The sequence below is a fragment of the Actinoplanes sp. NPDC051470 genome (assembly GCF_040682035.1).
Classification (GTDB): Bacteria; Actinomycetota; Actinomycetes; order Mycobacteriales; family Micromonosporaceae; genus Actinoplanes.
Map to the genome: position 1 here is coordinate 15,328 of NZ_JBFBAA010000006.1, position 24,021 is coordinate 39,348.

13 protein-coding genes are annotated in these 24,021 nt (G+C 70.9%); 7 read left to right on the plus strand and 6 right to left on the minus strand.

All coding sequences use genetic code 11. The annotated features are described in order from the left end of the window. Nucleotide 1 precedes the first annotated feature (1 nt). The gene (locus tag AB0M54_RS13055) at nucleotides 2–856 is read right to left on the minus strand and encodes an ABC transporter ATP-binding protein (protein WP_364318126.1); all 855 of its coding nucleotides are present in this window, start codon (nucleotides 854–856) and stop codon (nucleotides 2–4) included. Nucleotides 857–1,100: 244 nt separating this feature from the next. Further along, nucleotides 1,101–2,621 carry a serine/threonine-protein kinase gene (locus AB0M54_RS13060; protein WP_364470860.1) on the minus strand — a complete coding sequence of 507 codons (1,521 nt, stop codon included), beginning with the start codon at nucleotides 2,619–2,621 and terminating at the stop codon, nucleotides 1,101–1,103. Between the two features lie 130 nt (nucleotides 2,622–2,751). On the opposite strand from AB0M54_RS13060, the gene AB0M54_RS13065 reads away from it, so the two are divergent. The 5 genes from AB0M54_RS13065 to AB0M54_RS13085 all read left to right on the plus strand — a co-directional run bounded on the left by AB0M54_RS13065 (nucleotide 2,752) and on the right by AB0M54_RS13085 (nucleotide 19,366). Further along, on the plus strand, nucleotides 2,752–12,609 hold the full coding sequence (locus tag AB0M54_RS13065) for a polymorphic toxin-type HINT domain-containing protein (RefSeq protein WP_364470862.1): 9,858 nt from the start codon (nucleotides 2,752–2,754) through the stop codon (nucleotides 12,607–12,609). A gap of 23 nt (nucleotides 12,610–12,632) precedes the next feature. Beyond that, complete coding sequence (locus AB0M54_RS13070) at nucleotides 12,633–13,052, plus strand: hypothetical protein (protein WP_364317605.1); 420 nt, start codon at nucleotides 12,633–12,635, stop codon at nucleotides 13,050–13,052. A gap of 166 nt (nucleotides 13,053–13,218) precedes the next feature. Beyond that, nucleotides 13,219–15,192 (plus strand): tachylectin-related carbohydrate-binding protein, encoded by a 1,974-nt coding sequence (locus tag AB0M54_RS13075; RefSeq protein ID WP_364470864.1) that lies wholly within the window; start codon nucleotides 13,219–13,221, stop codon nucleotides 15,190–15,192. Nucleotides 15,193–15,290: 98 nt separating this feature from the next. After that, nucleotides 15,291–15,842 carry a helix-turn-helix transcriptional regulator gene (locus AB0M54_RS13080; RefSeq protein WP_364470866.1) on the plus strand — a complete coding sequence of 184 codons (552 nt, stop codon included), beginning with the start codon at nucleotides 15,291–15,293 and terminating at the stop codon, nucleotides 15,840–15,842. Between the two features lie 170 nt (nucleotides 15,843–16,012). Next, the gene (locus AB0M54_RS13085) at nucleotides 16,013–19,366 is read left to right on the plus strand and encodes a family 16 glycoside hydrolase (RefSeq protein WP_364470868.1); all 3,354 of its coding nucleotides are present in this window, start codon (nucleotides 16,013–16,015) and stop codon (nucleotides 19,364–19,366) included. 10 nt (nucleotides 19,367–19,376) lie between these two features. On the opposite strand, the gene AB0M54_RS13090 is transcribed toward AB0M54_RS13085, so the two are convergent. Genes AB0M54_RS13090 through AB0M54_RS13105 form a run of 4 tightly spaced genes read right to left on the minus strand, consistent with a single transcriptional unit; the run spans nucleotide 19,377 to nucleotide 22,903 of the window. Further along, nucleotides 19,377–20,129: an alpha/beta fold hydrolase gene (locus AB0M54_RS13090; protein ID WP_364470870.1), complete on the minus strand. Its 753-nt coding sequence runs from the start codon at nucleotides 20,127–20,129 to the stop codon at nucleotides 19,377–19,379. 30 nt (nucleotides 20,130–20,159) lie between these two features. Beyond that, a complete protein-coding gene (locus AB0M54_RS13095) occupies nucleotides 20,160–21,197 on the minus strand; it encodes a beta-eliminating lyase-related protein (protein WP_364470872.1) in 1,038 nt (345 codons plus the stop codon). Between the two features lie 10 nt (nucleotides 21,198–21,207). Next, nucleotides 21,208–22,401 carry a hypothetical protein gene (locus AB0M54_RS13100; protein WP_364470874.1) on the minus strand — a complete coding sequence of 398 codons (1,194 nt, stop codon included), beginning with the start codon at nucleotides 22,399–22,401 and terminating at the stop codon, nucleotides 21,208–21,210. Continuing rightward, on the minus strand, nucleotides 22,373–22,903 hold the full coding sequence (locus AB0M54_RS13105; protein WP_364317594.1) for a SigE family RNA polymerase sigma factor: 531 nt from the start codon (nucleotides 22,901–22,903) through the stop codon (nucleotides 22,373–22,375). The genes AB0M54_RS13100 and AB0M54_RS13105 overlap by 29 nt, the downstream gene beginning before the upstream one ends. A gap of 117 nt (nucleotides 22,904–23,020) precedes the next feature. On the opposite strand from AB0M54_RS13105, the gene AB0M54_RS13110 reads away from it, so the two are divergent. Continuing rightward, the gene (locus AB0M54_RS13110) at nucleotides 23,021–23,398 is read left to right on the plus strand and encodes a VOC family protein (protein WP_364470876.1); all 378 of its coding nucleotides are present in this window, start codon (nucleotides 23,021–23,023) and stop codon (nucleotides 23,396–23,398) included. A gap of 91 nt (nucleotides 23,399–23,489) precedes the next feature. Beyond that, nucleotides 23,490–24,014 carry a sigma-70 family RNA polymerase sigma factor gene (locus AB0M54_RS13115; RefSeq protein WP_364317591.1) on the plus strand — a complete coding sequence of 175 codons (525 nt, stop codon included), beginning with the start codon at nucleotides 23,490–23,492 and terminating at the stop codon, nucleotides 24,012–24,014. Nucleotides 24,015–24,021 lie beyond the last annotated feature (7 nt).

Genomic DNA, 24,021 nt, shown 5'->3' on the forward strand with positions numbered 1-24,021 from the left:
GTCACTCGTCGCCTCGGATCTCCACCCGGTCGGCCTCCAGCACCAGCCGCACTCGGCGGGTCAGGGCCAGCGCCTCACGGTAGTCGCGCGGGATCTGCACCCGGCCGGCCCGGTCCATCACCGCGTACTCCTCGGCGATGACGTGTTCCTCGCCGTTGTCGTGGGCGGCGGTCCGGCGCAGGACCTCGGAGCTGGTGCGGCCGTCCCGGATCGCCACGGTCCGCTCGACCCGGCCGCTGACCTCGGGGTCGTGGGTGACGATGACGATGGTGACGCCGAGCTCGCGGTTCACCGTACGCAACGCCTCGAAGACCTCGGCCGAGGTGGCCGTGTCGAGCTCGCCGGTCGGTTCGTCGGCCAGCAGCACCCGAGGCTGGTTGGCCAGCGCGACCGCGATCGCCACCCGCATCTGCTGGCCGCCGGAGAGCTGGCCGGGCCGCCGGTCGGCGCAGGCGCCCACGCCCAGCGTGTCGAGCAGCTCGCCGGCCCGCTCACGGCGTTCCGGGGCCGGCGCCCGGGCCGCGGTCATCGGCAGGTCGACCATCTGGGCCGCGGTCAGGTACGGCACCAGGTTGCTGGCGGTCTGCTGCCGGACGAACCCGACCGTGTGCCGCCGGTAGCGCACCCGGTCGGCGCGGGTCATCGCGAGCAGGTCCCAGTCGCCGACGTGCGCCTTGCCGGCGGTCGGCGCGTCGATGCCGGCCAGGATGCTGAGCAGGGTCGACTTGCCCGATCCGGACGCGCCCACGACCGCGATCATCTCGCCGCGGTCGACCGCCAGGTCGAGCCCCTGGAGCGCCTGGACCTCGATCGAGCCGGTCTGGTAGATGCGCACCAGGCTCTCGCAGACGATCATGGCCTCTGGACCCTGCACGCGCCCTCCCCATCCCTGGCGTCGAGCCGGAATCCTGGCCCTTCATGATCGCACCCGTCAAGTCACCCCGGGCATCGGGAGCTGGTGTTCGAACGGGGCCGCCAGAGCGCCGGCGGCGGAGCGGACGACGACCAGGCTCTTCAGCAGGGCGTTCCGGGCCGGCGGCGCGGTTCGAGGGAGCGCTCGCCGCTCAGCCGGACCAGCACCCGGGTGCCCAGCTGCTGGGTCAGGCCTTGGGACGGAAGCTCTTGAAGACCAGGTCGAGCTCGTCCTCGGCGCCGGCCCAGGCGCTGTCCGAGGTCTGCCACCAAATGCCGTACGCCTGCTTCCTGGACGTGATGAAGCCACGGTTGTTGACGTGCTGGCGGACGCCCGAGCGGGTGAAGGTGAACTCCCAGTCGGCTGCCTTCTGCCAGTAGTCGACCTCCTTGATCCGGATCTCCCGGTAGCCGGGGAAGTCGCCCCGGCCGCGCCGGTAGTCGGCCTTGCCGCGCCAGTCGGCCACCGGGTCGGGCTGCGGCGTGCTGGTCTGGTCGATGCCCAGCACCCGCCCCTTCGAGCGGAAGTAGACGATCGTGCCCTCCTTGGACCGGGTCCAGCCCTCGGGCACGAACAGCGAGAAGCCGGTCGGGTCGGTGTACCGGCGCCAGCCCGCCGGCGGAGCCGCCGCGATGGTCGTCGTCGGCGGGGTGCTCGCCGCCGGGGCCGACGCGGGCGGCTCGGCGGCCGATGACGCGGGCGGCGACGACGGCACGGCGGAGGGCTCGGCCGAGGGAGCCGCCGAAGGAGGCGCCGAGGGCGCGGCGACCGGGGACGAGGGCCGGCGAGGCTCATCGGGCCGCGAGACGACCCAGACCACCGTGCCGGCCAGGAGCAGCAGCACGACCGACGCCGCGGCGATCCAGATCCAGCCCCGGCGGGGTGTGGCCGGCGGGGCGGCGGCCTCGCGCAGCCGGCGGGCCGCCTCGGCGCTGTCGATCCGCTCGGCCGGGTCCTTGCGGAGCAGCCCGGCCAGCGTGTGCAGGAGCGGCCCGGCCTGGGTGGGTGGCTCCGGCTCCTCGGCGGCGATCGCGGTGACGGTCTCCATGACCGAGCCCCGGCGGTACGGCGGACGGCCCTCGACCGCGGCGTACAGCGTGGCGCCGAGCGACCACAGGTCACCCGCCTCGTGCCCCTCGCCGTCCTTGACCCGCTCGGGCGCCATGTACTGCGGCGACCCGACGACCAGGCCGGAACTGGTCACGACGCTCTCACCGTCGACCGCGGCCACCCCGAAGTCGGTGAGCACCACCCGGCCGTCGTCGCCGAGCAGCACGTTCGCCGGCTTGACGTCGCGGTGCCGGACACCCGCCCGATGGGCCGAGACCAGCGCCGCGAGCACCGCCTGGCCGACCCGCGCGGCCTGCTCCGGCGTCAGCGGCCCGTCGGTGTCGAGCACCTGCTGCAACGAGCGGGACGGCACGTACTCCATCACGATCCAGGCCCGGCCGTCCTGCTCGAACGCGTCGTAGACCCGCACCACGTTGGGGTGGGCCAGCCGGGCGCTGGCCCGCGCCTCGAGCAGCATGTGCCGGCTCAGCGCCTCCCGGTCGGCCTCGACCAGCTCGCCGGGCAGCAGGATCTCCTTGATCGCGACCTCGCGGTCGAGCTTGTCGTCCCGGGCCAGCCACACCCGGCCCATGCCGCCGGCGCCCAGCTCGCGACCGAGGTGGTACCGGCCCTGGACGGTGGCAGGGCTGGTAGTCATGACCCTTGATGTACCCGGATCACCCCGAAGGCACACGCGCACCGGGTTGCGCTTATGTGCAGGTTCGTTGATTCGCATCGGCCGCCCTGGATAGCGTCGCGCCACCGCAGCCGACCTGGGGGAGGATCGGATGGCGCGCAGCGACCGCCCGTGGAAGGGCTCGATCGCGATCTTCGTCGCGATCACGATGGCGCTCTCCGCCGGATGCCAGGCCGGTGATCCGCCCCCGGCCAAGGAGCGGGAGAAGCGGGTCGCCGCGGCCAAGGGCCCGGGCCAGCAGTGGGGCACGGCGGCCGGGAAGAACCGGGCGGCGGGCAGGGGCGGCAACCGCGTGGTGCCGCCGTCGGAGCGCGGCCGGTATCCACAGAAGACACTGCCGCAGAAGCCGGCCGGGCCGCGCAACAAGGCCAAGGTGGCCAAGGCGCCGGCCGGGAAGCGGACCGGGTTCGACCGGGCGACCAGCCGTGAGCTCCCCTCGCTGCGCGGCGCCGACCAGCGCGTCTACCAGAACACCGACGGCAGCCAGACCACCGAGTTCTCCGCCGAGCCGACCAACTACCAGCGCCCGGACGGCACCTGGGCGCCGATCGACAGCGACCTGGCCGGGCAGGCCGGCGGCGGCTGGCGGAACACCTCGGACAGCGTCGACCTGCGGCTGGCGGCCCGGGCCGACGCGGCCGACCTGGTGCGGATGACCTTCGACGCCGGCCACGGGCTCGCCTACGGGCTGGCCGGGGCGGGCGCGGTCGCCGGGCGTACCCAGGGGGACGCGGTTGTCTATCCCGGCGTCCGGCCGGGCGTCGACCTGCGGCTGGAGTCGCGGCCCGGCACCCTCAAGGAGACCCTGGTGCTGCGGTCGGCCTCGGCGCCGGCGACCTTCACGTTCCCGCTGCGGCTGACCGGGCTGACCGCGTCGATGCGGGGCCGGTCGGTGGTCCTGTCGGACGCGACCGGCCGGCCGCGCGCGGTCATCCCGCCGGGCTTCATGGTGGACTCCGCCGCCACACCGGCCCGGTCCGAGGCCGTTAGTTACCAACTAGTCGGTAAGGACTTGAAGGTCACCGTCGACTCCGCGTGGTTGCGGGACCCGGCCCGCACCTTCCCGGTGCTGGTCGACCCCACGGTCGGGCCGCCGGTCAAGGAGTCCGGCGCCACCCAGCTGATGACCGTGCGGACCAGCTCGTCGGTGGGCAACCCGGAGGCCCTCGAGGTGGGCCGGGTGAACGGGCAGAACACCGCCTCGTACGTGAAGTTCGGCGGGATGTCCGACCTGCGCAACCACCAGATCTTCGGCGCGGCGCTGGTGGTCACCAACTTCGAGGCGCCGTCCTGCCGGGCCCGCCCGCTGACCGTGCACCCGGTGACCCAGGCCTGGACGGCCGGCGGCGGTTTCAGCTACCCGGGGCCGTCGTACGGCGGGTCGATCGCGAGCCAGCAGTTCGCGTACGGCTACATCCCCACCGGCCAGTCCCAGTCGTCGTGCCCGATGGCGGCCGAGATGATCGACCTCGGGGTGGCCGGCTCCACCCTGGTCCAGCGCTGGGCCAACGGCCAGCAGGCGGACAACGGCCTGACCCTGCGTGCGAGCACCTCCGACTCGCTGGCCTGGAAGAAGTTCGGCGCGGCGGGCGCCAACCCGCCGAAGCTGTACGTGACGCACACCCCGTACAACGCCACCTACGCCATCCCGAAGCCGGTGCCCGAGCCGGCGGTGCTGCGCAACCAGGACGGCAAGGTCCAGGTCGCGGTCACCAACCTGGGCGCCGACGCGTGGACGCCGTCGGACTACTACCTGGCCTACCGGGCGTACGACACCGAGTCGGGCGCGGCGGTCACCCAGCAGCGGTCGGCCAACCTGCCCCGCACGGTGGCCCGCGGCGAGTCGATCACCCTCGACGCCACGATCAAGGCGATCGAGCCGGGCAACTACTTCCTCGACTTCACCATGGTCCGGACCGGCGGCGACGTCTTCACCGACCACCAGGTGCCACCCGGCCGGATCGTGCTCCAGGTCTTCGACGTGCCGCCGGTCGTGGCCGAGGTCTACCCGCCCAACGGCTACCAGACGCCGACCCTGACCCCGCTGCTGTGGGCCCGGGCGATCGACACCGACGCCCCGCCCGGCAGCGTCCTGCAGTACAAGTTCGAGCTCTGCGACCAGCCCGACACCGGCGCCCCGACCAACTGCCAGAACTCCGGCTACCAGGCGAAACCGTCGTGGCCGGTGCCGTCCGGCCGGTTGGCCTGGAGCAAGAACTACGTCTGGCGGGCGTACGTCAAGGACGGCGCCAACGAGGTCACCTCGCCCGACATGGCGTTGCTGGCGGCGGTGCCGCAGCCGGACATCACCTCGCGGATCGCCAACGCGCCCTACGCCAGCCAGGACACCGAGTACGACGCCCAGGTCGGCAACTACCGCACCGCCGCCCTGGACGCGGCCGTCACCAACGCCGGCCCCGAACTCAACCTGACCCGGACGTACAACAGCCTCGACCCGCGCACCGACTCGGCGTTCGGCGCCGGCTGGTCCTCCCGCTACGACATGAAGATCGTGCCGGACGACGACGGCTCCGGGAACGTCGTGGTGACCTATCCGGACGGCCAGGCGGTGCGTTTCGGCCGCAACCTGGACGGCACCTTCGCCGCGCCACCCGGCCGGACGGCCAAGCTCAGCGTCGACTCGTCGGCCTGGACGCTGCAGGACAAGTCCGGGGCGGTGTACCGGTTCGCGCTGGCCGCGGCCGGGGTGCCCAGCCCGCTCAGCAAGATCACCGACATCGCCGGCCGGTCGGTGAACCTGACCTACACCAACGGGAAGGTCACCAAGGTCCAGGCGTCGAACAGCCAGACCAGCACGGCCGGCCGGGCGCTGACCTTCACCTGGAACGGCAACCACGTCGCCACGGTCAGCACCGACAAGGTCGACGGCGCCGCGCTGACCTGGACGTACACGTACACCGGGGATCTGCTCACCAAGGTCTGCCCACCGGCCGGCGCGACCGCCTGCACGGTGTACGACTACGCCGCCGGCTCGCACTACCGCAGCATGGTCCTGGACGGCAAGCCCGAGGGCTACTGGCGGCTGGGTGACGGCGAGGCCACCGCGGCGGCCAGCTCGATCGCGGTCAACCTGGGCAAGGACGCCGGCACGTACCGCAACGTCACGGTCAAGGCGGCCGGGGCGATCGCCGGGGTGACCGACACCGCGGCCACCTTCAACGGCACGAACTCAGCGGTCGAGCTGCCCAAGGGCACGGTCAAGAAGAGCCGGGACGCGGCCGTCGAGGTGTGGTTCAAGGTCGGACCGACGCAGACCGGCGGCCCGCTGATCGGCTACCAGGACAAGGCGCTGGGCACGGCCTCCGGCGCCGGCGTCCCGGTGCTCTACACCGGCACCGACGGCCGGCTCCGCGGCCAGTTCGGCACCGGCACGCCCGCGCCGCTCGCCTCCACCGCCACGGTCTGGGACGACCGGTGGCACCACGCGGTCCTGTCGGTCATGGGCAGCACCCAGACGCTCTACCTGGACGGCGCGAAGGTCGCCGAACGGGCCGGCGCCGCGATCGAGCACTCCGACCTGACCGTCAACCAGATCGGCGCCGCCTACGCCACCTCGCCGGCCACCTGGACGGGCTGGGGCGGCAACGCCCAGCGGCACTTCCAGGGCGGCATCGACGAGGTCGCGGTCTACAGCCACCCGCTCGGCCCGGCCGCGGTCCTGGCCCACTACCGGGCCGCCACCACGCCCGCGTCGCAGATGTCCCGGGTCACCCTGCCCAGTGGCCGGATCGGCGCCGAGATCACCTACGACGTCGCGATCGACCGGATCAAGGAGTACACCGACGACAACGGCGGCACCTGGAAGATCGGCGCGCCGCTGGTCTACGGCAATGATTCCGACCTGCGGCGCAGCGTGCAGGTGCTGGACCCGGCCAACCGGCCCCAGCTGTTCGAGTACGACGCGCTGGCCGGCCGCCTGCTGCGTACCGGCCTGCCGGTCGGCCTGGAGACCCGGCCCGAGGACACCGGTCTGCCCACCGAGACCCCGCCGGACCCGCCGCCCACCACCACCTGCCCGCAGCCCGACCCGCAGGACCCGGCGTTCTGCACGGTGATCCCGGGCGACGCGGGCGGCCCGGTCTTCGTCCGGCACACGCTGGACGGGCTGTCGGTGCGCAGCTTCGAGTACGACGAGAAGGGCAACCAGAAGCGCATCGTCAACGAGAACGGCGACACGGTGACGATGGGCTACGACGCCCGCGGCAACGTCGAGTCACGCACCACCTGCCGGGAGGACAAGGACCACTGCTTCACCACGTGGTCGGTCTACCCGGCCACGGCCGACCCGTACGACCCGCGCGGCGACCTGGTGATCCAGACCCGGGACGGCCGGTCGGCGAGCAAGACCGACGACACCTACCTGACCACGTACACCTACGACTTCACCGGCCAGCCCGACGTCCAGACCAACCCCGACGGCAGCCGGGTCGACCACGACTACTCCAACGGCACCGAACCGGCGGCCGGCGGCGGCCAGATCCCGCCCGGGCTGATCACCAGCACCAAGGACGCGCGGGGCAAGCAGACCCGCTACTCGTACTTCCAGAACGGCGACCTGGCCAAGGTGACCACGCCGTCCGGGATGTTCACCGAGTACACCTACGACCCGATCGGCCGCCGGCTCACCGAGAAGGAGACCACGGACACCTTCCCGGCCGGGCTGACCAGCACGTACACCTACGAGACGAACAGCAAGATCAAGTCGGTGACACGGCCGGTCACCACCGACGCGGTCACCGGCGTCAAGCACCAGCAGCAGGTGGTCAACGAGTTCGACGCGGACGGCAACGTCACCAAGGTCACCATCGGTGACCTGCTCGGCGGCGACACCGCCCGGGTGACCACCACCGAGTACGACGAGCACGGCCACGCCACGCTGGTCACCGACCCCGAGGGCGGCGAGACCACCTACGCGTACGACCGGTTCGGCAACAAGGTGTCCGAGGTGGACGCCTGCGGCAACCGGTACGACTACGCGTACACCGCGCGCAACAAGCAGGCCGAGGTCCGGCTCCGCGCCTGGCGCAGCGACCCCGAGGGCACCCCGAGTCCCGGCACCGGCGACTACCTGGTGCTGCACAAGTACTCGTACGACTTCGCCGGCCGCCTGGCCAGCGACACCGACGCGATGGGCCGCCGCCTCGAGTACCGCTACTACGGCGACGACCTGCTCCAGAAGGTCACCCTGGTCAACTACCGCGACCCGGCGACCGGCGCCACCCGCGAGCACGTCATCGAGGAGAACACCTACAACGGCGCCGGCCACCTGACCAGGAAGGCCGAGGGCAACGGCACCCGGGTCACCACGAACACGGTGGACCGGGTCGGCAAGGTGCTGACCACCGTCCAGGACCCGGGCGGGATCGCCCGGACCACCACGTTCACCTACGACGAGAACGGCAACACCCGGACGGCCCGCTCGACCGGCCGGGGCTCCAACATCCCCGGCTTCGAGACCCAGCCCACCGACCTGGTCACCTTCGACTACGACGACGCGGGCAACGCGCTCAAGGAGACGGTCACCGCAGGGACGCAGACGCGCGTGACCTCGTACACCTATGACCGGCGCGGCCTGCGACTCACCGAGACCGACCCGCGCGGCCTGGTCACCAACTACGACTACGACGAGGCCGGCCGGCAGGTGCGGACCACCGCGCCGGCGGTCACGGCGGAGAACCCGGACGGCACGACCAGCACGGTCCGCCCGGTGGCGGTCGTCGGCTACGACACCTTCGGCGGGCAGACCACCGACCGTGATCCGCTCGGCAACGTCACCAGGAACGAGTACGACAAGCTCGGCCGGGCCGTGCGAACCGTTCAGCCGTCGTATGTGGCGCCCGGCGCGTCCCAGACGATCACGCCGGTCTCGCTGACCTCCTACGACCCGCTGGGCAACGTCATCGCCGTCACCACCCCTGGCGGATCCACCACCCGATTCACCTACGACCAGCTGAACCGGCTGGTCGTGCGGGACGAGCCGGGGGACACCGAGGAACAGCGACGGCTGACCCGGATGACGTACACCCGGACCGGCCAGCTGCTTTCCACCACCGGGCCGACCGGAGCGCGCGCCGAGTCCACCTACGACGACCTCGACCGGGCCGTGACCACGACCCAGATCGAGCGGTACCCGCAGCCCGGCGCCTTCACCAGCAGAATCGCCTACGACGACGCGGGCAACGCACGCTCGATCACCGGGGCCGGTGGCACCGTCCTGCGCGCCGATTTCGACACTCTCGGCCAGGTCGTCAAGAAGACCGAGCCCACCGGCGAGGTTCAGCAGTTCGGGTACGACTACCGCGGCCGCCAGGTGCGCGAGGTGGACGCCTTGGGTCGGGCCACCCGGGCCGTCTACAACCAGTTCGGCGACAAGACCTCAGAGAGTGACTTGAAGCCGGGCACCGAGGAGGTCCTGCGCACCCAGACCTACGGCTACGACGCCGGAGGCAACCTGACCACGTCGACCGACCCGGACAACCACACCACGACCTACGTGTTCGACGGAGCCGGCCAGCTCTCGAGCCAGATCGAGCCGGTGAGCGCCGACAAGAGCATCACCACCTCGTTCGGCTACGACGTTGCCGGCAACCGCACCCGATACACCGACGGCCGCGGCAACGTCACCCGCTACACGTACAACAGCCTGGGCCGGAAGGAGTCGGTGGTCGAGCCGGCCACCGCCGCGCACACCACGCCCGCCGACCGCACCTGGACCGTCGCCTACGACCGGGACGGCCTCCCGACCACGCTCACCGCCCCGGGCAACGTCACCCGCACCCGCACCTACGACGCGGCCGGACGAATGCGCACCGAGAGTGGCGCCGGTGCCGAGGCGGCCACCGGCACCCGCACCCTCGGCTACGACCTGGCCGGGCGGCTCGCCAGCGTCAACGCCCCAACCGGCACGGACACGTTCAGCTACAACGACCGCGGCGCGCTGCTCGGCTCCTCCGGGCCGTCCGGCACGGCGACGTTCGGCTATGACGCGGACGGGAACCTCACCACCCGCACCGACGCCGCCGGTACGGCCACCTTCGGCTACGACCGCGGCCGCCTCAAGACGGTCACCGACGGGCTGACCTCGACCACCCAGACCTTCGGGTACGACGCGGCGGGTGCGGTCAAGACGATCGACTACGGCGCCGGTCGGGTGCGCACCTACGCCTACGACGACTACGGCCACCTCGCGTCGGACACGCTGCGTCAGACCGGCAACACGGTGGTCGCCTCGGTCGCCTACGGATACGACCGCAACGGCCACGTGACCAGCAAGACCACGGCCGGCACGGCGGGCAGCGGCACCAATACCTACGAGTACGACTGGGCGGGCCGCCTCACCGCCTGGACCGGGTCGGCGGGGCGGGTCCCCTACGCCTGGGACGACTCCGGCAACCGGATCCGTGCCGGGGCCAAGACCGCCACCTACGACGAGCGCAACCGGCTGCTGTCGGACGGAGACTTCACCTACGCCTACACCGCTCGTGGCACCCTCAGGACCAGGACCAGCTCCGGATTGTCCGAGCAGTACTCGTTCGACGCCTTCGACCGGCTGATCTCGTCGCAGGGGCAGAACTACACCTATGACGGCCTGGACCGTGTCTCGGCCCGCAACAGCATCGCCTTCACCTATGCCGGCGCGAGCGCTTCCCCGGTCGCCTACGCCAACGAGAAGTATGCCCATGGCCCCGGCGACGACCTGGTCGCCACCCAGGTCGGCACGGTCAAACGGCTGACCCTGGCCGACGGGCACGGCGACATCGTGGCCGAGCTCGACCCCGCCGACCCGAACGCGACCAAGCCGGCCGGCTCCACCGCCTACAGCCCGTGGGGCGAACGGACCGCCACCGAGCAGCGGACCAGCGCCATCGGCTTCCAGGGTGACTGGACCGACCCGGCCACCGGCCAGGTGGACATGGGCGCCCGCTGGTACCAACCCGGCACCGGCACGTTCACCTCCCGGGACAACGCGATGTACACCGGCGGCGACTCGATCCTCGCCAACAAGTACACCTACGGCGCGGGGGCGCCCCTGGACTTCGACGACCCCGACGGCCACTGGCCCAACTGGGTCAAGAAGGCCGCCGGTGCGGTCTCCAACGCCGCCAGCTCGGCCTGGAACACGGTCAAGAGCGTCGCCAGCACGGCCTGGAACTACGCGTCGTCGGCGATCAGCGCCCTCGGCAGCGCGCTGATGCGCGGTGCGGAGTGGTTGTACAACAAGGCCGCCAGCGCCGTGTCGACGGTTGTCAACGCGGTCAAGAACGGTGTGAAGAGCGCCGTCAACTGGGCCAAACAGACCGCGGCCGCAGCCGCGGCCAGAGCCCAGGCCGCGGCCAAGGCGGTCACCGCCGCGGCGAAGAAGGCGGTTGCCCAGGCGGTCAAGTACACGCCGCTGCCGGTCCTGGCGGCGGTCACCAAACCGCTGTTGAAGACCATCGGGAAGGTCGTCTCCACGACGGCCAAGCTGGCGGCGAGCGTCGTGTCGGTCGCGGTCACGGCGATCACCGACCCGAAGAAGTTCGCCACCACCCTCTACCAGGCGGCGGCGGCCAAGGTCGGCGCGGTCATCGAGACGGTGTCGAAAGCCGCGGCGGCGGTGGGCGAGTTCGTCGCCGAACACAAGAACCTGATCATCGAGGGCCTGGCCATCGTGGGTGGTATCGCGGCCGGTCTGGCCTGCACCGCGATCACTGCCGGGGCCGGGGCGCTCGCCTGCATGGTCGGCGCGGCCGCGCTGGTCAACCTGGCCAAGGACGCCGCGCAGGGCAACATTCACAGCTGGAAGGACGCCGCCTTCTCGGCAGGCACCGGAGCGGTCACCGGCCTCCTCGGTGCCGGCGCGGGCGCGATCGGCGCCAAGGTCGTCGGAGGGCTGGCGGCGAAGGGAGTCGGAGCGATCGGCCGGGCGGCGGCCGGCGCGGTGACCGGTGGCGTGACTGACGCGGTGACGCAGTACGCCACTACCGGTCGGGTCGATCTCGGGGGTGTTGCCCTGGCCGCCGGCCTCGGCGCGGTCAGCGGTGGCCGTGCCAAGAGCTGCGGAGGGAACAGCTTCACGGGCGACACCGCGGTGCTTCTGGCCGACGGAGAAGCGAAACCGATCACCGAGGTCGAGGCCGGCGACACCGTGAAAGCCACCGACCCGACCACCGGGCGCACCGAGGACCGGATGGTCACGGACGTCATCGTCGGCGAGGGATCGAAGAACCTGGTCGACGTCACGGTCGAGGTGGACGCCGCCGAGGGTTCGTCGACGGCCGAGCTGACCGCTACCGAGGGACATCCGTTCTGGGTCGAGAGCGTCGGCCGATGGGTCAACGCGGCGGATCTCCAATCGGGCTACCGGTTCGAAACGGCGGACCACCGCTCCGCCGAGGTTGTCTCGACGCGTTCTCGGACGCAGTACGAACGCGTCTACAACCTGACCGTCGACGGTCTGCATACGTACTACGTGCTCGCCGGCACGGAACCGGTCCTGGTTCACAACTGTGGCGGTGGCACCAACGCCAACGGGCAGGCCTGTTCCTGCTCCAGCCGGCAGCCCCGGGCCGATCCCGGACACGTCTACCGTGGTGGCCGGCACGGTGATCTGAAGATGACGACGTCCGACGGCAGGCGGGTCAATCCGCCCGGGATCGAGATCAACCACATGCCGCCGCACTCGACCACCGGCCCCGGTCTCTCGTTCCCACGCGGTCCGGCGATCCAGATGGACAGGGCGGATCATGCCCAGTTGTACAGTACGAGCGGCGGGCCCGGTTCGGTCCAGGCGGCCTACCGGGAGATGCAGCGGGACTTCATCGCCCGAGGCGATGTGGCGGGCGCGATGTGGAACGACATCAACGATGTCAGAAGCAGGTTCGGAACGAAGTACGACGGGGCGATTCTCGAGATGCTGGGGACCCTAGATGGGGGCACGTTCGGCTGATCACCGATTGACCGGGGTGAATTGTGTACAGCAGGAGTGAGCCCTTCGAGGTGATCACCGCCGAGGGTATTCGTGAGGCGCGCTTCGGCGAACCACGTGCTGTCCATCGTGAGCGGCTGGGTGATCACGTCCCGTTCGAACGATTCGGTGGCGGCGTCCTGGACTCGTACTACGACATGACCCTCGTTCTGATGTACGACGCGGAGGACAGGTTGGTGTCGATAGACATGTCCGACTCGTTCGACGTGGTGTGGAACGGGATCTCCTTGGTCGGCCGGCCTCTCGGCGACGTGTTGCGAGAGATGGCGGATGCTGGTTTCCGGCCGGACGAGTTCGAATCGGAGTCGCTGAAGTTCGGCGGACTGGGGATGAGCCTGTACTCCCCGGCCATCGACGAACCCGACGAGGACGTCAAGCACGTCATCCTGGAACCCGTTCGGTAGCGGCGTCGTTGCGCAGTTGCGCAAGGTCGTTGATTCCGGTGTGGAGCGCTGACTAGTTTCAGCTCACCGGTTCCGCATCGCCGCCCGTGTGTGTGCCGTCTGATCAGGATCTTTGTCCGGCCGTGTCCCACGGGCGGCAATCAGACGTTCACGGGGGAGATCGACGATGATGAGGACTACTCGGCGACGACTGGGCGGGGCCGTGCTCGCGGCCGCCGCCGTCGTGCCGGTGGGTGTGGCCGTGGCCGTGAGCCCGGCGCAGGCCGCCGACACCTTCCAATGCGCGCCGCAGACCACGCTGTTCGGGGTGGCCGCGGACGGCAAGTTGTACAAGCACGTCTACAACAAGCCGGGCACCGATCAGGCGCAGGGTACGACCAGCATCAACATCGGGATCGGCTGGAACGGCTTCAACCGGGTGCTCGGCGGCCCCGACGGCCGGATCTACGGCATCAACTCGAGCGGCGCCTTCCGCTACCGCTACACCGGGACGGCCTGGGAGATCGTCGACGGCAGTGAGAGCGTCGCGATGGGCACCAACCTGGCCGACTACGCCAACCCGGCCAACCGCAACAAGATCACGGTGGACGAGATCGGCGACTTCTACGGCGTCGACGGCGCCGGCAAGCTGCGCCAGTGGCGGTTCGACGAGGCCACCAAGACCTGGCCGATCAACGGCCGGGTGATCGACACCGGCTGGAACCGCTACAACCTGATCGTGGCCGCCGGCCCGGGTGTGCTGTTCGGCCGGGAGCCGGACGGCGACCTGTTCCGGAGCCGCTACGAGTCGACCAGCCAGCGTTGGGTGGGGCTCCGGAACCGGCTGGTCGGCGACGGCTGGGGCATCTTTCCCCAGGATGTCTTCTCGGTGGGCGGCGACGTGCTGCTCGGCCGCAAGACGAACGGCGACCTGAACCACTACCGCTTCCGCGAGGACACGCTCAGCTGGCCGATCGGCGGTACGCGGATCGGCACCGGCTGGAACTTCACCACCGTGATCGCGACGACCAGCAGCTGCTCCCTGACCGATCGGCACGTCCCCCCGCTGACGTCGGTCCCGATCCAGCGGTCGGCGCCGCTGTCGGTGGTGCAGGGTCAGGCCAGCGGCACCGCGCTCGGCCCGATCGAGTACCTCTACAACGACAACATCGGCCGGCTGCGGCACGCCTACCAGCCCAACCCGGACAGCTTCACCACGGTGCAGTTCTCGACCGTGAGCAGCGGCGCGGCCCTCACCGGCCGGACGGCGCTCCTGCCCAACGGCCAGTCCGTCCTGCAGGCGCTGGCGCTGAGCACCACCGGCGAGGTGTGGTCGTTCACCCGCGCCGCCGCGCCGAGCACCTCCTGGCAGGCCGGACAGAGCCTGGGCGGGCGGATGGCCTCGCGTCCGGCCGCGGTCCGGCTCTCCGACGGCAGCCTGCTCGCGCTGGCCGTCGACGTGGACGGCCACCTGTGGCTCCGTCCGCAGGACGGTTCGTCCGGCGACCTGCTGGCCTGGCGGGACGGCGATATCTCCGGCCTCGACCCGGAGGTCACCGCGGTGGCCGGCGCCGACCGTACGGCGACCGTGTTCTCCCGGCGGACCGGCGCCGGGGTCGAGCTGAGCCGGTACGTCGACGGCCGTCTGCAGGCGCCGAGCACGGTCTTCGCGGCGGTGGACGCGACGCCGGCCGTGGTCGTGATGCCGGGCCAGGCGCTCCGGGTCTTCGGCCGGACGCGGACCGGTGAGATCGTCACCCGCCAGACCGACGCGGACGGGCGCTTCACCACACCGGAGAGCGCCGTGGGTTCCGGCTTCACCGCGGTGGGTACGCCGGTCGCGGTGCTTGATCCGTCCGGCCGGGTGGCCGTGGTGGCCCGGGGCGAGGACAACGAGATCTACCGGATCTTCGAGGCCGAGGCCGGATCGGACACCTGGGGCACCTGGGAGCGGCTGAATCCCGACGTCTCCGACCCCTCGGTCACCGATCCGACACTGGCCGAGTACACCGGATCGGCCGGCCAGTCCTGGATGGTGGCCTTCCGCAACCAGAACGAGGTCACCAGGGTGTACACCCGGCAGGTGCCCACCGGCGCCGCCAGGTCGACCGGCTCCGTGCCGCGCCTGGTCGGGCATTCCCTTCCGAAACCGCGCCGGTGATCGTCTGGCGCGTCTGATCCCGCTCAGTCCATAATCGACCCGGATCGATCGGTAGCGCCCACGGCACTGTCCGTGGGCGCGCACGGGGGAACGGTCACATGACAACTGAAGCGTTGGCCGCGCCGGTGGGGCGCTGGGGTCTGACCCCGCTGGCGGAAGTGATCTATCGAACGCTGGTCCTGGTCGGCCCGGCGAGCAGCGCCCGGCTCGGCCGTGAGCTGGGTGTCGAGGCGACCCGGGTCGGCCGGGGGCTGGACGAGCTGGTCGCGCTCGACGCGGTCCGCCGGCTGGGCCGGGCCGGCGGCCGGACGCTGTGGCGGGCCCGCGCCGTGGCCGAGGTGAACGCGCTGGTGCGCGACCGCCGCGTCCCGGTGGCGATGGCGGTACGCCCGGCCGTGGCGCCGGTGCCCGACAGTGGCCCACCGAGTGTGCTGACCGAACGCGAGCGGGGCATCCTGACCCTGCTCGCGGGCGGCGCCAGCGACGAGGAGGCGGCCGCCGAGCTGGGTCTGAGCCGGCGGACGGTGCTCTACGCGATGCGCGGGCTGATGGACCGGCTGGGCGTCGAGAACCGTTTCCAGCTGGCCCTGCTGCTGGGCGCGGCCCAAACGATCGCCCCCGACCTGACGACCCAGTGGAAGGCGGGCTGACCGCCGGAACTCCTCAGGCCCGGCCGCGCCGTTAGGAAAGCCGGTTAACTTTCGTCCGGAGCATACCGAAGTTTCGATCTCCGACCGAAAAGTTGTTTACTTTGTTTCCAAAGCGGCCTAGCGTCTCGGGACATCGACATAAGTCGATTCGCGCGATGTCTGGAGCGCCCATGAAGAGACTGGTGCTGCTGTCCGTGGCGGCCGTTGCCGCAGCCCTACTTCCCGCCCTGCCGGCCCACGCCGCCGTTCCACCTCAGGAACCCGGTGTCACGCTGCGAACCTACGACCTCCAGGCGGCGCGTGACGCGATCTGCACGCTGAAGCCCGGTCAGACGCCGAACATCGACAAGCTGATGCCGACGGTCAACTGGACGACGGCCGGCGAGTTCGGCCTCGAGGACCGGTTCCAGGCCGAGGCGATCGGCAACATCAACATCACCTCGGCCGGCACCTACGGCTTCCGGCTGACCAGCGACGACGGTTCGCGGCTGCGGATCGACGACGCCCTCGTGATCAACAACGACGGCCTGCACGGCGCGACCGCGGTGGAGGGCGCCGCCAACCTGACGACCGGCTACCACTCGCTGCGCATCGACTTCTTCGAGCGGGACGGCGGCCAGCAGCTCACCCTGGAATGGCGGCCGCCGGGCGCGAGCGCGTACGCCGTCGTGCCGAACACCGTCCTCAGCACCGACTCCGGTGTCGTGCGGGTGACCGCGCCGGGCAAGAAGGAGTGCGAGGGCGCCGCCGACAGCCCGGGCGACGGCCTGCCGCTGACCTCGGTGCACCCCGGCTTCACCCTCACCAACCTGCGTCCCAGCGGTTTTCAGCCGCAGGTCAGCGCCATGGACTGGTTCCCGGACGGGCGGCTCGCGATCGCCACCTGGGGCGGCCAGGAGACCACCGTCGGTGAGGTCTACATCCTCAGCGGCGTCACCGGGAGCACCTCGCCGAGCCAGGTCACGTACCGCCGGATCGCCACCGGGCTGCGCGAGCCGATGGGCCTGAAGATCGTCGACGGGAAGATCTACGTCTCGCAGAAGCACGAGCTGACCGAGCTGAACGACACCAACGGCGACGGCACGATCGACCAGTTCCGCCGGGTCGCCACCTGGCCGTTCGACGGCAACTTCCACGAGTTCGCGTTCGGCCTGCTCTACCAGGACGGGTTCTTCTACCTGAACCTGTCGGTCTCGATCAACCTGGGTGGCGCGACCACCGAGCCGCAGGGGTCGGCCAACCGCGGCACCACCCTGAAGATCAACCGGTCGACCGGCGCGGTGCAGTACGTCGCCGGCGGCCTGCGCACCCCGGACGGCATCGGCTGGGGTCCCGAGGGCGACATCTTCGTCACCGACAACCAGGGCGGCTGGCTCCCGGCGAGCAAGCTGGTGCAGATCAAGCAGGACCGGTTCTTCGGCCACTACACCAACCCGGACGGCCCGTTCGACAACCAGCCCGTCGCCCAGCCGGTGCTGTGGCTGCCGCAGAACGAGATCGCCAACTCGCCGAGCACCCCGCTGATGCTCAACTCCGGGCCGTACTCGGGGCAGATGCTCTTCGGCGACGTCACGTACGGCGGTATCCAGCGCGCGTACCTGGAGAAGGTCAACGGCCAGTACCAGGGCGCGGTCTTCCGGCTGACCCAGGGCCTGGAGGTGGGCGTGCTGCGGCTCAGCCAAGGCCCGGACGGCGCGCTCTACGTGGGCGGGCTCGGCGCCGGCGGCAACTGGGGCCAGGAGGGCAAGCTGACGTACGGCCTGCAGAAGCTGACGCCGAACAGCACCAGCGTCTTCGACATCAAGGCCATGCGGGCGATCGCCGACGGTTTCGAGCTGGAGTACACCCAGCCGGTGTCCGAGGCGACCGCCACCCAGCTGGCCGCCCGCTACCGCGCCGAGCAGTGGCGGTACGTCTCCACCCCGGCCTACGGCGGCCCGAAGGTCGACGAGGAGAACCTGCCGGTCGCCTCGGCCACGCTGTCGAGTGACCGGCTCAAGGTGACGCTGAAACTGAGCGGGCTCAAGCCGGGCCGGGTCGTGCACGTCCGCTCGCCGCGGCCGTTCACCTCGACCTCCGGCGCGTCGCTGTGGAGCACCGAGGCCTGGTACACGCTGAACAGCCTGGCCAACGGCACCACCCTGAAGACCGACCTGGCCGAGGCGGAGAACTCCGGGCTCAGTGGCAGCGCGGGCGTCGCCTCCGACCACACCGGGTACACCGGCTCGGGCTTCGTGGCCGGCCTCGGCTCGGCCGGCGCGGCCGCGACCTTCACGGCGAACGTGCCGGCGGCCGGCGCGTACCCGATCTCGCTGCGGTTCAGCAACGGCCCGAACCCCTCGCCGGGGGCCAAGACGATCAGCCTGTACGTCAACGGGACCAAGCTGCGGCAGATCAGCCTGGCCGACACCGGCAACTGGGACACCTGGGCGGCCAAGGCCGAGTCGGTCACCCTGCGGGCCGGCGGCAACACGATCGCCTTCAAGGTGGACAGTGGCGACGTCGGGCACGTCAACCTGGACAGCCTGACTGTCGGCGGCACCACCGCCGCGGCCACGCCGAAGACCGGGACCCTGACCGGGATCGGCGGGAAGTGCGTCGACGTGGACGGCGCGAAGACCGCCGACAAGACCAAGATCCAGCTCTATACCTGCAACAACTCGACGGCGCAGAGCTGGACCCGGGACGGCGACACGCTCCGGGCGCTCGGCAAGTGCCTGGACATCGACAACAGCGGCACCGCCGACGGCACCAAGGTGCAGCTCTACACCTGTAACAACAGCGCCGCCCAGGTGTGGCTCCAGCAGGCCAACGGCTCGTTGCTCAACCCGCAGTCGGGCAAGGTGCTCGACGTGGCCGGCGGGTCCACCGCAGACGGTGCCCAGCTGCAGATCTACGGCTGGGCCGACGTGGCCCAGCAGCGCTGGACGCACAACGGGACCAGCCGGGTCACCCTGTTCGACGGCGGGAACCTGGGCGCCTTCCAGAACGCCGACGGCAGCGCGGTCACCTGGCCGATCTCCGGCGGCTCGGCCGAGGTGCTCGGCGGGGACATCCGCACCAAGCAGACGTACCGCGACTTCAAGCTGCACGTCGAGTTCTGGCTGCCCAACCTGCCCAGCGACGTGACCGGCCAGCAACGCGCCAACAGCGGTGTCTACCTGCAGGACCGCTACGAACTCCAGGTGCTCGACACGTTCGGCAAGGCGGCCCTGGCCAACGACGACAGCGCGGCGATCTATCAGAAACGGGCGCCGTCCTCGAACGCCGGCACCGCGCCGGAGACCTGGCAGAGCTACGACGTGACGTTCCGGGCGGCCCGCTACAACGGGTCCACCAAGACCGAGAACGCCCGCGCCACCGTCGTGTGGAACGGCGTCACCGTGCACAACAACGTCGAGATCGACGGTCCGACCGGCGCCGGCGCCGCCGAGGGCCCGACCGCCCTGCCCATCCGCCTCCAGGACCACGGCGACGCCGGCGCCAACGTCCGCTACCGCAACATCTGGATCGAACCGAGCTGACGCACCACGCCTAGCAGAGATCGAGGATGGCGCCGACCAGGTCGTCGGGCCGGGACAGGAACGGCGAATGGGCCGTGTCCAGCTCGGCGACCCTGGTCGGCGCCGTCGCGATCGCGTCGATCTCGCCGATGAAGCGGCGCTGCGCCGCGACCGGGACGGCGTTGTCCTTGGCGCAGGTCACGAAGCTGTGCGGGACCCGGCCGTAGCGGTCCCGGGTGACCGGGAAGGCCTCGGCCGGGATGCCGATCGGGGCACCGGGGGAGAGCAGGTCGATGGCCGCGTCCGCGGTCTGCGGGTCGACGTCGCCGTAGAACGCCTCCCGGATCGCCGGCCGGTTGGTCAGGTCGATCTCCAACCGGCCGGTCTGCGCCGGGTCGCCGGTCAGCAGGCCGGCGACCAGCGAGCCGGCGAACTCCGGCTCGCCCAGGTAGGCGAAGGCCGATCGGCCGGCCGCCGGCGCGAACGCCGCCACGTAGACGATCCGCGCGAACAGTGCGGGCTCCAGTTCGGCGGCCGCGGTCGCGACGATGCCGCCCATGCTGTGCGCGACGACCACGGCCGGCTCACCCTGCCCGATCCGGCGGATCTGCTCGACCAGCGTCGCCGCCGCCGAGCTGGCGGTCACCGAGGTGGCCGGCATGGTGCTCTTGAGGCCGTGCCCGTCGAGGTCGACCGCCACCGAGGCGACGCCCCGCCCGGCCAGTCGTTCCGTCACCGGGCTCCAGCACCAGCTGGCGTGTCCGAATCCATGAACCAGAATCATGCCTTCAACGACGGCGGTGGATCCCCTGGTTCACCGAGTTGCGGCCGCAACCAGTTCGGCGATCCGGTCGATGTCCTCGGGCCGGGTGTCGAACGAGGTCATCCAGCGGGCCTCGCCGGCCGACGCGTCCCAGTCGTAGAATGCGAACTTGCGGTGCAGGCCGGCCAGCACCTCGGCCGGCAGCGACACGAACATCGCGTTGGCCTCGACCGGATGGCTCACCTCGAGGCCGGGCAGCCCACGCACCCGATCGTGCAGCAGGGTGGCCATCGTGTTGGCGTGCGTCGCGTTGCGCAGCCACAGGTCGCCCTCCAGCAGCGCCACGAACTGCGCCGAGATGAAGCGCATCTTCGACGCGAGCTGCATCGACGACTTGCGCAGGTAGTCCAGACCACGATCAAGAGCGGGGTTGAGTACGACCACAGCCTCGCCCAGCAGCATCCCGTTCTTGGTGCCGCCGAACGACACGATGTCCACGCCCGCGTCGGTGGTCAGCGCCCGCAGCGACACGCCCAGCCGGGCCGCCGCGTTGGCCAGCCGGGCCCCGTCCACGTGCAGGCGCATGCCGAGGCCGTGGGCGAAGTCGGCGATCTCCCGCACCTCGTCCGGCGTGTAGACCGTGCCCAGCTCGGTGGCCTGGGACAGGGACACCACCTGGGGCTGGGCGCGGTGCTCGTCGTCGAAGCCGCGCGCCTCCCGCCGGATGGCCTCGATCGTCAGTTTGCCGTGCACGGCCGGCACCGTCAGCAGCTTGAGCCCGGCCACCCTCTCGGGGGCGCCGCACTCGTCGACGTGGATGTGCGCGGTGTCGGCGCAGATCACCGACGCCCAGCGGTCGGCCGCGGCCTGGAGCGCGACCACGTTGGCGCCGGTGCCGTTGAGCACCGGGTAGGCCCGTGCGTCGGCGCCGAAGTGTGACCGGAACACCTCTTGCAGGTGCTCGGTGTAGACGTCTCGGCCGTAGCTGACCTGATGGCCGCCGTTGGCCGCGACGATCGCGGCCAGGATGTCCGGGTGGACTCCCGAGTAGTTGTCGCTGGCGAATTCCCGGGAGTCCACGTCATGCATGATCAAAACGTTAGCTCAGCGGCTTCCAGGTGCTCTGATCGGCGAGCGTGGTGAACGTCAGCTCGCGCAGGATGTGCCGGACGTCGTCCATCGACAGCCCCGGGCCGACCTTCTGGAACTCGGCGAAATGCTCGCTGTCGATGGTCATCCTGCAGTAGCCGTTGACGTCGGTGCACGTCACGTTCTTGCCCTGGGCCGGCGCGTTGCCGTCCTTGGGCTTGCCGTGGAAGATCCTCAGCTCCCCGCCGAACGGGTAGTTGTCGAACGAGAGGCTCAGCTCCCCGCCGGTCGGCACCTTCCGGTCGAGTTTCACCGTGGAGAGGAACTCGCTGGTCCCGGCGGCGTTCTGCTCCGCGGCGATCGGCCGCCAGCCGACCGGCAACCAGCCGAACGTGTACGGCGCCCGGATCGGCTCGACGGCCTGCTGAGGGTTCAGCGCCTCGACGATCTTGAGCGTCTCGTCCCGGCTGAGCTCCTCGCGGGTGGTCCACGGCACGAAGGTGGCCCAGGCCTCGCCGTCGTACTTCCAGGCGACGGCAGTCTTGGTGCGCGACAGCGTCTTGATGCTGGGGTCGTTCGGCTTCATCCGCGGGTTGTTCCGGAGCTTGGCCCTCATGTCCGTGAGGTCGGGCACCGTGTAGGAGAGCGTGCGCTCGATGCCGGGCCGGCCACTGATCGTGATGTCCTTCGGCGGGCCGAACTTGTCGCGTTCGAGCTCGGGGACGCCGAACTGCTTGATGTCGTAGGCGCCCGGCCGGTACAGGAAGATCATGCCGTCCGGGAACGGGTACGGAACGCCGTCCGTCTCCATCGTGTTGCCGTCCCGGTACACCGGGACCTCCTGGTAGCCGTAGCTCACCGAGCGGACCGGGCCGAGGTGGAACCGGCCCGTCCGCGACTCGCCGATCGAGAACTCGAGCTTCTTCGGCTGGGTGTAGGTCTTCGGCTCGGCGGCCTTCGAGGGCGCGGCCGAGGGGCTGGCCGCCGTGGGCGTGCCCGGCGACGAGGCGCGTGGGACGCCGCCCGTGAGGCCGACGACCACCGCGACCGCCACGACGGCGGCGCCGCCCGCGCCACCGACGGCGGCCCACCGGCGCCGGGCCTGGATCCGGCGCGCGCCCGCGATGATGGCGTCGGTGTCGGTCCGGGGCGCCGGGGCGCCTTCCTGCGCGGACTCAAGCACGTCCTCGATGCGATACGACATGGTCATCTCCCTTCTCGGTGATCTCGGTCGCCAGGACGGCGCGCAGGGTGTCGAGGCCCCGGCTGGTCTGGCTCTTGACGGTGCCCGGCGAGCAGCCGAGCACCTCGGCCGTCTCGTCGATGCTCAGGCCCTCCAGGAACCTCAGGACCAGGGCGGCCCGCTGGCGGGGCGGCACGCGGCGCAGGGCGGCGCGCATCCGCAGCCGTTCGTCGACGTCGCCGGACCGGTCCGGGGCCGGCACGTCCGGGAACGCCTCGCCGACCGCGTGTTCCCGGTGCCAGGGGCGCCGTTTCTCGCCGATCGCCGCCCGGACCACCGCGGTCCGGGCGTACGCCTCGGGCGAGGTCACCCGGTCCCACTTGAGGTAGAGCCGGGACAGCGCCCCGGACACCGCGTCCTCGGCGGTCTGCCAGTCACCGCAGGTCACATAGGCGAGCGCCCGCAGCGGCTGGAACCGGGCCCGGGCAAACTGCCGGAACCCCTCTTCTGACTCGGCATCCACGCGCCGGTCTCCTCTCGTCGAGAGCTAGAGGAAGTGCTCGGCGTCCCGGGTTGCATCGATGACGAGAAAGTCGTCAACCGGACGGAAACTGGCCGCAATGACCGCCAGGATGGGCGTATGACAGCGACCTGGAAGATCGAACTCATCCCCGTGCCGGTCACCGACGTCGACCGGGCCAAGGCGTTCTACGAGAAGATCGGGTTCACCGCGGACCACGACCACAAGGTGCACGACGGGCTGCGGTTCGTCCAGCTCATGCCGCCCGGGTCGGCCTGCTCGATCGTGCTCGGCGACGGCATCACCGAGAAGACGCCGGGCAGCCAGGAGATCCAGATCGTGGTGCCGGACGCCCACGAGGCGCGGCAGCACCTGCTGGACGCCGGGGTCGAGGCCGGCGACGTCGACCAGCAGCCGTGGGGGACCTTCGTGTACTTCCGTGACCCGGACGGCAACAGCTGGTCACTGCAGGCGATCGAGGCGCGGCCCCAGGGCTGAGCCCACAGTTCCTCCACTCGATCGCCACAGCGGGGCATTTGACTCATCCTCAGCCGGTCCACTCAGGGGCCGGGCCAACCTGAGGTATCGGATGACAATCACAGCGTGTGACGGTCGGCTCGACGCGGAGGCGCGGATGACCGCCCTGCACGACGAGCACGCGCCGGCCCTGCTCCGGTTCCTGCTGCGCCTCAACCGGGGCGAGCGGCCGGCCGCGGAGGACATGCTGCAAGAGACGATGCTGCGGGCCTGGCGCCACCTCGACTCGTTGCCCGCCGAGCGGGACGACGCCCGCCGCTGGCTGTTCACCGTCGCCCGCCGGATCGCCATCGACACGGTCCGGCGGCGGCAGACCCGGCCGGTCGAGATCGGACTGATCGACCTGACCTGGGTGCCGGACCGCGTCGACTCGATCGAGACCGCGGACGCGGCCGAGGCGATCGGCCGGGCCTTCCGGGCGCTGACGCCCACCCACCGCACCGTGCTGACCGAGGTGTACGTGCGCGGCATCGGCCTCGACGAGGTGGCCGAGCGGCTCGGCGTCCCGGTCGGCACGGTCAAGTCCCGCGCCCACTACGCGATGCGCTCGCTGCGGCTCGCGCTCGACGCGGGGTGATGACTCG